Genomic DNA, 13,336 nt, shown 5'->3' with positions numbered 1-13,336 from the left:
ATTGATAGCGATAATTATTAGTATAATGAACTTGGTCAGTGCTAATCTTTTCACAAACATGTAAATTATATAACAATTAAGAATTATAGTATAAAAGAATCGTTTGTATTGCTATGTACATTTGTAAAAACAAAAATTGACTTATGAAAAAAATTATTTTATCTGCTTTTATGCTAATCGGTTTAGCATTTAGCGCACAGGCACAAGATATCTCTAAAAATGCATTAGGACTTCGTTTTGGTGACAATGGTGGATTTGGAGGAGAACTTTCTTACCAAAGAGCTTTATCAAGCAACAATAGATTAGAATTAGATTTAGGTTGGAGAAACAGAAGTGATTTTAATCACAATGGTTATGATGACAATGCTATAAAATTAGCTGGTTTGTACCAATGGGTTTGGAACATTGATGGTGGTTTCAACTGGTATGCTGGTGTAGGTGGTGGATTAGGTAGTTATAGTTATGACAACGGTGGAAATCACTACAATGATACTTTTGCTTTTGCTGCAGGGGATGTAGGATTAGAATACAACTTTGACATTCCTTTGTTAGTATCTTTGGATTTCAGACCAGAATTTGGTGGAAACGGATATTACAAAAACAATTATGGTTCAGACATCGCATTAAGTGTTAGATACCAATTCTAAAACTTAGTTTTATTATATAAAAAATGCCACTAGAAATAGTGGCATTTTTTTATTTAATTATAATTTCTTTTTTAGAATTTATTTTTACTACACAAAAAGGATAAGTAAAACCTTGAGTGACTATTGTCCCAGCTTCAGGTTCAGTTTCTTTTACAGTAACAATTACATTTTTATCCGTTTCAACTACATTTTCAACTGTTATTTTAAATCCACCTGTAGTTTTCTCTCCCATATTTAAAATGACAAAATTTGATTTTTGAACATCAGTTGGGCTAATTTTATTTTTCAGCATTTTATCATTCTGCAACATCCTAATTTCATTTGGTTCCGTAAGAATTTCAAAGAAATGAATGTTTCCACCACCATCTGACTGCTGAGTTAAGACCTCATATAAAGCTTTTTTTCCTGTACTCTTTGTTACAGTAGTCCCACAGGAAAACAAAGTCAAAGTAAATAATGCTATTGCTGTTTTTTTCATTTTTTTATCTTAATTCTAAAGAATTATTCTTTTTTGGCTTCTCTTAGAAATTTATTTTTTTTCGAATATTTCTTTATTGCTTTTTGGTACAATTCAACATAGAGCGGTAAAATGTTTTTAATATCGAATTTTTTTGCAACTGATAACGCATTTTCTTTAAATTTTAAAAGTATTTCTTCATCACTTAAAATTTTCAATGCATTCTCAGCCATTTCATCAGTATTTCCTACATCACTTAGATACCCTGAAATTCCGTCAAAATTAACTTCAGATAAACCACCCGAATTACTTGAAATTACAGGAACACTCCAAGCCATTGCTTCAAGTGCTGCAAGTCCAAAACTCTCTGTTTCAGAGGGTAATAAGAACAAATCGGTATAGCTTAATATTTTATCGATCTCATTACTATTACCAAAAAAGATTACTTTATCCAAAATCCCTAATTCTTGGCATAAATATTCTGCCTTTTCCTTTTCAGGACCATCTCCCACCATCATTAATTTAGCAGGAATTTCTTTTTGAATTTTATAAAATATTTTAATTACATCTGGAATCCTTTTTACTTTTCTAAAATTACTGATGTGTGTAATAATACGCTCCGTTGGTTTTGCCATTACGGAACGGTGACAAGCAATACTAGGATCAGTATTATTTTTATCTAATTCAATAAAATTGGGTATAACATGTATGTCTCTTTTAATATTGAATAATTTATAAGTATCATCCTTTAAACTTTGGGAGACAGAAGTTACCACATCCGATTTATTGATGCTAAAACTAACTGCTGGTTTATAAAATGGGTGATTCCCTACTAAAGTAATATCAGTTCCATGAAGCGTAGTCACCATAGGGATCTCAATACCTTCGTCCTTAAGCATTTGTTTAGCCATATATCCTGCATAAGCATGTGGAATGGCATAATGCACGTGCAATATTTCAATTTTATGTAGTTTCACCATGTCAACTAGCTTACTAGATAAAGCCAATTCATAGGGTTGATAATGAAATAAAGGATATTCCGGTACATTCACTTCGTGATAATGAACATTGGGATTCAATAATGCCAAACGTACTGGTTGACTATAAGTAATAAAATGGATTTCATGTCCTAGTCTAGCTAATTCAAGGCCTAACTCTGTAGCTACAACGCCACTTCCTCCAAATGTAGGATAACAAACTATTGCAATTTTCATGGGTATATTTTAATAAAACGAATTTAAGGAAAATTGCGATGCCATTCTGTTTTTAATCAAAAAATGCTACTAATGATTCCTAATTAATAAAAAATAATTTAATTATAATAATCAATTTTCAATAGCCTGATATATTAATTCTTGAATGTCTTCGCGTATATTTTCTTTTGATAATTTATTGGCTGATTCAGCTGGAAATGTCCTATTCGATAAAAAGATATAAACAATATCAGTTTCGGGATCAGCCCAAGCCATTGTTCCCGTAAATCCTGTATGTCCAAAACTAGTCATCGAAGCACAACCACAAGTTGGACCGCTAGTTCCTAGTTGTGGTTTATCAAACCCTACTCCCCTCCTATTCCCTTCAGAACAAAAATAGCAGGTGTTAAAGTCATTAAATGTCTTTTCAGAAAAATATTGATGATTGCCATAATTCCCTTTTTGAAGGTACAACTGCATTATTTTGGCAACATCCATACTATTTGAAAAAATACCAGCATGGCCTCCAACGCCACCTTCCATAGCTGCTCCCATATCATGAACATAACCTTGGATTATTTGATGACGGAAATACGTATCAATTTCTGTTGGTATTATTCTATTTTTATTGATTTTTCCTAATGGATTGTACATCGTATTATTAGTACCCAGTGGTTTATAGAAATTCTCAGTACTTAGAACATCTAATTTTTTTCCTGTTGCTTTTTCCAAATATTCCTTCAAAATCATAAACGTAAAATCACTGTATTTGTATTTTTTTTGGGATAATAATTTACTGTCAACAATCAATTTCATAATCGTATCATTATAATCCGATCTTAAAAACAGGCTGTCAGCAATTTTTACAGCAAAATTAGGTTCCTGAACTTTCTTGTAATATTTATCCAATGGATTTCCATTTTTATCAATTGTAGCCTTATAAAAAGGAATCCAAGGTTGCAATCTAGCATAATGGGATAATAACTCTTTAAAATGAATATCAGCTTTATTTGAGTTTTTAAAAATAGGCAACATCGAATCCAATCTAGTTTCCATGTTTATCTTCTGCTGATCGTATTGTACCATCACATTGGGCAATGTAGATAGTATTTTGGTCAATGAAGCCACATCGTAAACATCTGAATTAGTAACTTTTACAGCAGAATCATAGGTTGGACTTCCAAATGATTTTTGATAAATTACTTTCCCTTTTCTAGCCACCAAAATCTGTAATCCAGGCGTCATTTTACCATTTATTGCTTTGCGTGCTAGGTTGTCAATTTTTGCTAAAACTAAAGGGTTCATTCCCACGTTTTCAGGAGCAGTGAAACCTAATACATTTAATTTTTCAGTAGTTAAACCAAAATTGGCATTAAAACTATTAGAAATTGAAACTGGCAATTTTCCTTTAGCGCTTATGGCACCAAAAATCAATTCAGCCGAAACTTCTTGTGCAATTGCACTGTTTTGATAGGAAACTATAATCCCTTTAAAATCATTAAAATCGGTCACAGGAATTAATGAATATGGAGATGCAAAAACATCCAGAATTACATTATTATTTTTGGCCAATGAAGCCAATTTTACTAATTCCGATGGTTTAAAATCATGGTTCTTAAAAGCAGCATCCGATTTATGATATCCTATAATTACGGTATTAAACTGTTTTAATTTAGATTGCAAACTATCTATGTTGGTATCCGTAATCTCAGTAACCTCTGTATATTTTTTTAATGTTGAAACAAAAGTACTGTTTGTAGCATCACCCATTTTTACATACGCAATCTTTTGATTTTCTAAATTCTTAATAGGCAAAATAGATGTTTCATTTTTTAAAACTGTAATTGCATTTTCATACAATTCATATTGCAATGCATCATTTTTTGACGAATTAAGATCTTGGTACAAATTTGAAATCTCAATAGGCTTATATGAATTCAAGCCTGCCAAATATTTAAATTTTAAAATTTTCTTAACCGAGAAATCCAATCTTTCTGCGGTAAACAAAGAATCCTGATACGCTTTTTTTAATGTTTCTAAAGCCACTGGAACATCTTCAGGAAATAATAAAATATCATTTCCAGCCAAAAAAGCATCTAAATCCACTTCACCTGGCTTTTTATAATTGCTCACTGCTTTCATATTCAGTGCATCAGTAAAAATTAGACCTTTAAATCCTAATTCTTTTTGAAGAACATTAGTTACAACATTATAGGAAATCGAAGATGGATAATTGGGTCTTGATTCTAAACTTGGAACATTTAGATGTGCCACCATAACAGAAGACAATCCTTCTTCAAAAGCTTTTTTATAAGGCCAAAACTCCATGATTTCGAGTCTTTCTTTTGAAAAATTCACAGTAGGTAACCCTTTATGAGAATCTGTTTCCGTATCACCATGACCTGGAAAATGTTTTCCTGTTGCAAATATTCCTTTACTTTGAAACCCTTTCATGAGTGCAATAGCTCTTTCGGTGACATTGTATTTATCTTCTCCAAAAGAACGAAATCCAATAATAGGATTATTGGGATTGGTATTGATGTCAAGTACTGGAGCAAAGTTGAACTGAAGTCCCAATCTTTTACTTTGATCCCCAATTTGTTCACCCATTTTTTCAATCAACTTAATATCCTGAACAGCACCCAAAGTCATATTATAAGGATAACTATAGGTAGAATCCAGTCGCATACTTAAACCCCACTCCGCATCATTTCCTATAAATAAAGGTGTTTTGGATTTAGACTGATACCGATTGGTCAATTTTGCTTGACGAACAGGACCGCCTTGAAAGAATATTAATCCTCCAATTTTGTTTTCTGTAATTAGTTTATCAATCGCATTTTCATGAGCAGCATCTTTATTTGAATAAGCCGCTACCATAAATAACTGCCCTAATTTTTCATCAAATGAGAGTCCGCTATATATACTGTCAACCCATTTATTCCCATCACGAGACAACTTAAAAAGGGAGGTCTCTTCTTTGGATTTATCAATTTTAAAATCACTAACCTCTGTTGGAATATGAGAAAAAACGACTTTCGGCTTATTATTTTTTGTACCAATACAACTGGCTACAAAAAAAAATAAGACATAAAGAAAAGAATTTCTGATGCCTATATTTTTCATTAAAGTATTTTTATTTTAGAAAAATCGACTGTGCCAACTGTCTAAAGCTGGAACTTCCCATGATTCATTATATTCCTCGATATTGTTCACTAAATTATTAAAAACAATAGTGTTTTCAGTAACAGCTTTATCTTTAACCATTTTTTTGAAATCTATTAATGGCTTATGAGCAATATGTTCTCCTAGTTTAAAAGTAACATTCATTTTATCCAATAAATCTACTGAATATTTTTGCTCCAAACTTTGAATAAATTCAACTGATGAATCGATTGAACATCCTGTTGCCGCCTGAACATCCTGATTCACAGCAATAATAATAAATCTATTGTATTTTAATTGGTACGAAGATTCTAAACTAGTTCCATGTGCTGCCCAACCTTCAAGAAAAGTATTTAAAGCAACTTCGATTTCGGAAAACTCGGCATCCGAAAATTTTCTATTCGATTGGTAAATCCAAATTCTGGATTCTTCGGGTAAATTTTCAAATGGTACGTACATATGATTTATGATTTTAGAAAAACGATTTTAGATTTCTGAATGAAAACTAATCTCGTTTTATAGTATAATTAATATTATTAAAAAGCATTTTTGCAAACAGCTAATCTAGTTTGGAATTCATAGTATTAAACTAGAATAAAATAAAACTACAAACTAATAATGATGACACTCTCTTATAGATCTTGCGCATTTGCAATTAATTCCGCTATGTCCATTACTTTAACATCAGCTTCTTTTTCTTTGTTTTTAATACCATCAGTCATCATTGTATTACAAAAAGGACATCCAGTAGCAATAATGTTTGGTTGCACTTCCAATGCATCTTCAGTTCTTAAAACATTTACTTCCTTATTACCAGGTTCAGCATCTTTAAACATTTGAGCACCACCAGCACCACAACAAAGTCCATTTACTTTTGAACGTTTCATTTCAACTAATTCAGCATCCAATTTTGAAATTAAATCTCTTGGAGCTTCATACACATTATTTGCTCTTCCTAAATAACACGGGTCATGAAAAGTAATTTTCTTTCCTTTAAACTGTCCTCCTTCAATAGTCAGTCTACCAGTATCTAATAATGATTTTAAAAACTCAGTATGGTGAATTACTTCGTATTTACCTCCTAATTCAGGGTATTCATTTTTCAAAGTATTAAAACAATGCGGACAGGCGGTCACTATTTTCTTTGCCTCATATCCATTCAAAACTTCAATGTTCATCATGGCCTGCATTTGAAACAAAAATTCATTTCCTGCTCTTTTTGCAGGATCTCCTGTGCAACTTTCTTCTGTACCAAGTACAGCAAAAGGTACATTAGCACGATTTAAAATTCGAACAAATGCTTTAGTAATTTTTTTTGCTCTATCATCAAAACTTCCTGCGCAACCTACCCAAAACAACACTTCTGGCTGTTTTCCTTGAGCAAGCATCTCTGCCATAGTTGGCACTATTAAATTTTCTGACATTTTGTGTTATTTTATTCAGTTTTCAAACTAACCGGTTATCTTATAATTTTAAAGTAGTAAAAGCTATTAACAAAGTACCTTAAAATATTAATCTTCATTTTTCCAATTCAATCTATCTTGTTGATTAAACTGCCATGGTGCCCCATTATTTTCAATATTTGTCATCATTGCATTTAGTGGCATTGGTGCTGCACTTTGCTCCATAACTAAATAACGACGCATATCCATAATAATCGAAAGAGGACTTATATTAACTGGACATTCTTCAACACATGCATTACAAGATGTACAAGCCCACAATTCCTCAGGTGTAATATAATCGTTTAATAATGTTTTATTATCCGGAATAAAAACACCTTTGTTTGCATCAATATTTTTACCTACTTCTTCCATTCTATCTCTAGTATCCATCATGATCTTACGAGGAGATAATTTCTTCCCTGTTTGATTTGCTGGACAAGATGATGTACAACGGCCACATTCTGTACAGGTATAGGCGTTTAACAATTGTACCCAGTTTAAATCCTGAATATCGCTTGCTCCAAATTTAGCTGGCAATTCTCCTTCTACTGGAGCTGGCGCTGCTGCAAATGGATCAGCATTAGGATCCATCATCATTTTTACTTCTGTAGTAACTGCTTCTAAATTATCAAATTGTCCCAATGGTTTTAAATTTGCAAAATAGGTGTTTGGGAAAGCTAATAGTATGTGTAAGTGTTTTGAAAAATACAAATAGTTCATAAATACTAAAATACCTACTATATGTAGCCACCAGAATATTTCAGTCAACAACATCACAAATTCATTTGACATACCATTAAACAAAGGCTCAATGAATTGACTTATTGGAAACGAACCCGCTTGAATAAAATGAGAGAAACCTCCTGGTACATTTTGCAAATGCAGATCAGAAGCATTCATCAAAAGGAATAAGGTCATCAATACCATTTCGAAATAGAGGATGTAATTTGCATCACTTTTTGGAAATCCTTTCATTTCAGGATTCATGAATCGTTTTAATCTCACAATGTTTCTTCTGATCCAAAAAACAGTAACTGCAACCAAAACCAAAAATGCCAATATTTCAAAAGAACCAATTAAAACATTATAAGCAGTTCCTAAAAAGGCAAATATTCTATGAGTACCAAATAAACCGTCAATAATTATTTCTACAAGCTCAATATTGATTATTATGAATCCCAAATAAACAACAATATGAAGCGCACCAGCAATGGGTCTTTTGACCATTTTAGATTGACCAAGAGCTATCATTGCCATATTTTTCCAACGAGAGCTAGGATTATCTTTTCTATCTACATCAATACCAAGATTAATGTTCCTAATTATTTTTTTAATATTATTAAAAAAATAACCAAAACCGATAATCAAAACAATAGCAAATAATATATTGTCTAAATAACTCATAAATAGTTGTTTTATTTTTTTGAAATTGTATCAGCAACTGGAGCCTTATAAGGCTTGTTCTTCTTCCCAAAAAGAGAAACATTTACATACCTAGTAGGATAAAGTCTAACATCTTGTAGCAATAGCTCTAACTCTTTAGATGTTTTTGCTAAATTAGAATACAAAGCATCATCGGTTACTAATTTACCCATTGTCCCTTTTCCAGATTTTATTCCGTCCATAATACCATCCACTTTTGCTAATGTCGCATTAAGGTTTTTAACCGTTTTTCCTAAATCAGCTTTATTCAATGAATCTGATATTTTAGAAAAATCTCCCGAAATTTTATTGAAATTGGTAACAACTCCTTTTATTTGAGTTTTATTATCATCTAAGATGGCATTCATGCTGATAGATGCTTTATGAAATTGCTCCATTGTTTTGCTTAATTCAGCTAAACTAATCTTTAAATCATCTTGGGCTTTTTTATCTAAAACGTTATTGACACCACTGATTAGCTTATCAGCATTATCCATTATTTTTTCTAATTTATCCTGGAGAGGGACAAGCTGGTCACTTACTTTATCAGTAAGTCCAAGTTTAATATTCCCTGTTAACTTTTCACCAGAAAGAGCAATGGTCTTATCCTTAAAATTAGGTTCAATTGCTATTTGTTTGCCCGCAATTAACCCTGGTTCATAGATAGAGGCAACACTGGATTTAGAAATAGGAAAATCCGATTTGATTTGTAATTCTACTAATAAGTTTCCTGTATTTTCATTTATCGTAATGCTGTTTACTTTACCAATTACTAAACCATTTAAGGTGACTGGAGCTGATTTAGCTAACCCTTCTACTGATTGGTATTCGACATATAATGTTTTATAACTCGTAAAAAGATCTCTCCCTTTTAAGAAACTATAACCCCAAATAAATAATAATATTGAAGCAATTACTAAAATTGCTGTCTTGATTTCTCTTGTTAATTTCAAAATGTAAGTATTTTGTACAAATTTAATATAAAAAATTCGAACTTATAGTTATTTAATAGCTTCTTGAATGCTGATTTTTTCACCATTTTTAAATGCTATTAAAAAAGCCGATTCATAACCCTTTGCTTTAGCTTCTTCTAATAAACTTTTAGATTCATTATAATCAGACGTTTCACCGTACATGTATTTATAAACTCTATTTTCATAGTCTAAAGATATATTTTTTAATCCTCTAAAATTTCTAGGTTCCAAATCTAATTTTCTACTACTTGCTGAAATTTGAACTTTAAAAAGAATTTCATTATTTCGGCTAGAGGCAGTTTTTTTAAACTCCACAGATTCTAAAACAACTTTAGTTTTAACGGGAGTAGCAGTGTCCTTAGCTGGCTTATCGATGCTCCTTTGTGATGGTCTTGCTTCATAGGTTTCAGTTGAACCATTGCCATAATACTCATTTTTATAACTCATAATTGCACTTGCAATAGCTTTGGCAATTTCATTTTGACCATCCTCTGAATCTAATAAATTTCCTTCAGTAAAATTAGAGATAAATCCCATCTCTATTAACACTCTTGGCATATACGCTTTATGAAGTACCATAAAAGGAGCTTGCTTTACACCACCACCTCTAATTCTTTTTCCTAAACCACCAAATGCTTCTTCAATTTTACTTGCAAGAGTAATACTATTATCTAAATACTCTTCTTGCATTAAGGTCATTCCAATCATTGTTTCGGGAGAATTTGGATCAAATCCTTCATATTTTCGTTTATAATCCTTCTCTAAAGTAATAACCGAGTTTTCCTTCTTAGCCGCCTCTAAATTAGATGCGATTTTATTCATACCCATTACATAGGTCTCTGTACCATCTGCTGCAGTATTTCTATTGGCATTACAATGAATAGAAACAAAAATATTAGCATCAGCTCTATTGGCGATATTGGCTCTTTCAACCAAATCTATAAAAACATCAGTCTTTCTAGTGTACGTTACATCCACCTTTGAATTAGCTTCTAATAACTTCCCAACTTTCAGTACTACCGCTAAAGCAATATTTTTTTCAACATGCCCATTATAAACGGCACCAAAATCATGATCTCCATGTCCGGCATCTAGGGTTACTTTAAAAATGTTTGATTGGCCATAGCCTGTAAAAGTGACTATAAATAGTAAAAAAGGAATAATGATTTTCATCTTATAAAATATATGCATAAATCTAAAGTTAATTTATATGAAAGACTACGGTTATAATTTTTTTTATTTGATTATTTTTGACAAAAAATAATCTGTAAGTTTGACACTTCAAAAAACAGGCCATAATTTTACAAAAATAGCATTAAAACCTTTGCAGACAAACTTATTTAATATCGTTTTATTATCATTTTTCCTTACAATCGGATGCAATCATCTGTATTCGCAAGATATTTCAAAAAAAACGAGCGCTATACCTGCTAAGAAGCAAGTAGATACGTCCTCTTCTGTTAGTACAAAATCGAATCAAACTCTTTTAGAACAAAAAAAAGAGACTGACACTTTAATTAGAATTGACACTTTAAAACCAAAAAAAACATTTCTTGACGGAAAAGTAAAATATAAGGCTGAAAAATATGCCAAAATTGACCAAAAGAAAAAACTAATAACTTTATATGATAAAGCCGAATTATACTATCAAGATGTCGAATTAACCTCGGGTATAATTATTATGGATTATGAAAAAAATGAAGTCTATGCCGGAAGAATTAAAGATTCAACGGGAAAGTACACGCAATACCCTCATTTTAAACAAGGGTCTAATGAGGTAGAGCCTGATTCTATTCGTTTTAATTTCAAAACTAAAAAAGCCTTAATATGGAACTCAAGATCTGATCAAGGAGAATTTAAAATCAAAGCTTCTATAACTAAAAAAGAAAATGATTCTGTTTACTTTTTAAAAGGGGCAAGATTCACAACCTCAAAAGATGTTGATAATCCTGAATATTACTTCCAAACTAATAAAGTTAAATTTATTCCTGGAAAAAAAGTAATTACGGGTTTAACTAATATGGTCATCGCTAATGTACCAACACCTATAGCTTTACCTTTCGCTTATTTCCCAATGAGTAAAGAAACAAATATTTCGGGACTAATATTACCCAGTTACAATGACTCCAATACTAGAGGTTTTTCATTACAAAATGGGGGATATTATTTTGCACTAAGTAATAATTACGACTTAACAGTATTGGGTGATTATTACACCAATGGAAGTTACGGTTTGCGATTTGAGTCCTCCTATGCAAAACGATATAGTTACCGAGGAAATCTAAATTTTAGGTATGAAAACTTAATCTCTAGCGAAAGAGGCTATCCAGATTATGCTAAACAAAAGATCTATAATATACAATGGTCACATTCAAGAGATTCAAAAGCAAATCCTAACTCCAGTTTTTCAGCTTCTGTCAATCTTGGAAGCAGCAAATATTTTCAACAATCTATTAATCAAGCTAATATTGGATCTAATCTTAACAACACTTTAAGCTCATCTGTTTCATATTCTAAAACATTTAATTCAGTCCCACAGGTAAGAATGTCGCTATCAGCAACTCATTCTCAAAATACACAGACTGAAGTTATAAACATGACACTACCTACACTTCAACTTAGTGTAGATCGTATTTATCCATTTGTAGGGAAAGATGGAGTAAAAAAAGGTTTTTTTAAGAACATCAATTTGCAATATAACTTGAATGGTCGAAATAGTATTACAACAACAGATTCACTGTTTTTTAAACCTCAAATGTTTAAAGATGCAAAAATGGGAGTACAACACAGCATTCCTTTAAGCACCAATTTTAAACTGTTTAAATATTTTAGCGCTTCCACTTCATTAAACTACGAAGAAGTATGGTATGCAAAAACAATTAGCCGCAGCTATGATTCAGACCAAAGTAAAGTGGTTGATAAAATTGTGAATGGCTTTGATGCGTATAGAACCTATTCTTTTTCATCCAGCGTAGGAACTACAATTTATGGAACTTTTAACTTTGGTAAAGATAAAAAGATACAATCGATTAGACATGTCATGAGACCCTCAGTTTCTTATGCATATACCCCTAGTTTTGAAAAATATTATGATACCTATGCCTCTGATGCTACTGGAACAATTACAAAACAGTACACTCGATTTGAAGGAGGTATTTTTGGGTCTCCAGGTTTAAGTAATTCAAATATACTAGGTTTTGATTTGAGCAATACTTTTGAAGCAAAAGTGACCGATAAAGACAGTACCAAGGTAGAAGCAAAGAAAGTGATGCTGCTTAACAATTTAAACATCTCAACAAGTTACAATCTTGATGCTGACGGAGTCAATACACTAGCATTAGCTCCTTTTAGATTAAGTGGTGGAACCCAGCTTTTAAATAATAAAATGAATGTTAATTTTGGTACCACTTTAGACCCCTATGCCATTAATAATTCAGGAACAAGAATAAACACTTTTAACATTAACAATGGAGGAAGTTTATTTAGAATGACTAGTGCCAATATGACATTAAATTATTCGATTTCAAGTAAAGAAAAAGACAAAACTAAGAAAGATAAAAATACCCAAAGCGAAAGAAATGGTGGCCGAGAAGATGATCTTTTTGGAAAAAACACCATTGTAAATGACAATACTAAAAGTCAATTTGACGGCAGTGAAGAAGAAGGCGATGATAAAATATCTGAATTTTTTAGATCCAAATTACCTTGGGACATGACTTTTGCCTACTCCTTAACCTATGGAAATAACAATAGAGAAAAGCAAATCATTGGAAACTCTATTATGATTTCAGCAAATGCCGACTTGACACCAAAATGGAAAGCGGGAATATCAACTGGATATGATTTTGTTCAAAATGGAGTTACCTTTACACAACTAAGATTTGAACGAGATTTACTAAGCTGGAGAATGGATTTCAACTGGACTCCTTTTGGGACTAATGCGAACTGGGGATTTTTTATAGGTATAAAATCTGGTGTTTTAAGTGATATTAAATGGAATAAACGAAGCACTATCAACCGTTAGATTAAGAAA

At 31.7% G+C, this 13,336-nt stretch carries 10 protein-coding genes; 2 read left to right on the top strand and 8 right to left on the bottom strand.

Annotated elements, in window-relative coordinates:
- The first annotated feature begins 143 nt into the window (after positions 1-143).
- Complete coding sequence (locus tag AB3G34_RS04840; RefSeq protein WP_367752607.1) at positions 144-647, top strand: hypothetical protein; 504 nt, start codon at positions 144-146, stop codon at positions 645-647.
- Positions 648-696: 49 nt separating this feature from the next.
- Here the strand turns inward: AB3G34_RS04840 and AB3G34_RS04835 are convergent, their stop codons facing one another.
- The 8 genes from AB3G34_RS04835 to AB3G34_RS04800 form a co-directional block, all read right to left on the bottom strand.
- Positions 697-1,125, bottom strand: coding sequence for a protease complex subunit PrcB family protein (locus tag AB3G34_RS04835; protein WP_367752605.1), 429 nt, complete (start codon positions 1,123-1,125; stop codon positions 697-699).
- A gap of 23 nt (positions 1,126-1,148) precedes the next feature.
- Positions 1,149-2,318: an N-acetyl-alpha-D-glucosaminyl L-malate synthase BshA gene (gene bshA, locus AB3G34_RS04830; RefSeq protein WP_369753612.1), complete on the bottom strand. Its 1,170-nt coding sequence runs from the start codon at positions 2,316-2,318 to the stop codon at positions 1,149-1,151.
- A gap of 111 nt (positions 2,319-2,429) precedes the next feature.
- Positions 2,430-5,423 carry a glycoside hydrolase family 3 N-terminal domain-containing protein gene (locus AB3G34_RS04825; protein ID WP_367769294.1) on the bottom strand — a complete coding sequence of 998 codons (2,994 nt, stop codon included), beginning with the start codon at positions 5,421-5,423 and terminating at the stop codon, positions 2,430-2,432.
- A gap of 15 nt (positions 5,424-5,438) precedes the next feature.
- Positions 5,439-5,921, bottom strand: coding sequence for an ABC transporter ATPase (locus tag AB3G34_RS04820; protein ID WP_367769291.1), 483 nt, complete (start codon positions 5,919-5,921; stop codon positions 5,439-5,441).
- Between the two features lie 173 nt (positions 5,922-6,094).
- Positions 6,095-6,886, bottom strand: a complete 792-nt coding sequence (locus AB3G34_RS04815; protein ID WP_367752597.1) for a (Fe-S)-binding protein — start codon at positions 6,884-6,886, stop codon at positions 6,095-6,097.
- Positions 6,887-6,973: 87 nt separating this feature from the next.
- Entirely contained in the window at positions 6,974-8,311 is a 1,338-nt protein-coding gene (locus AB3G34_RS04810; protein WP_367769288.1) for a 4Fe-4S dicluster domain-containing protein, read from the bottom strand.
- An 11-nt stretch (positions 8,312-8,322) separates the two neighbouring features.
- Positions 8,323-9,282 carry an MlaD family protein gene (locus tag AB3G34_RS04805; protein WP_369753611.1) on the bottom strand — a complete coding sequence of 320 codons (960 nt, stop codon included), beginning with the start codon at positions 9,280-9,282 and terminating at the stop codon, positions 8,323-8,325.
- A 48-nt stretch (positions 9,283-9,330) separates the two neighbouring features.
- On the bottom strand, positions 9,331-10,476 hold the full coding sequence (locus tag AB3G34_RS04800; protein ID WP_369753610.1) for an N-acetylmuramoyl-L-alanine amidase: 1,146 nt from the start codon (positions 10,474-10,476) through the stop codon (positions 9,331-9,333).
- A 100-nt stretch (positions 10,477-10,576) separates the two neighbouring features.
- On the opposite strand from AB3G34_RS04800, the gene AB3G34_RS04795 reads away from it, so the two are divergent.
- Complete coding sequence (locus tag AB3G34_RS04795; RefSeq protein WP_369753609.1) at positions 10,577-13,327, top strand: putative LPS assembly protein LptD; 2,751 nt, start codon at positions 10,577-10,579, stop codon at positions 13,325-13,327.
- Positions 13,328-13,336 lie beyond the last annotated feature (9 nt).

Origin of the sequence: Flavobacterium sp. WC2409 (genome assembly GCF_041200085.1) — a bacterium.
Lineage (GTDB): Bacteria > Bacteroidota > Bacteroidia > Flavobacteriales > Flavobacteriaceae > Flavobacterium.
This window is presented reverse-complemented; position numbering and strand designations above follow the sequence as displayed.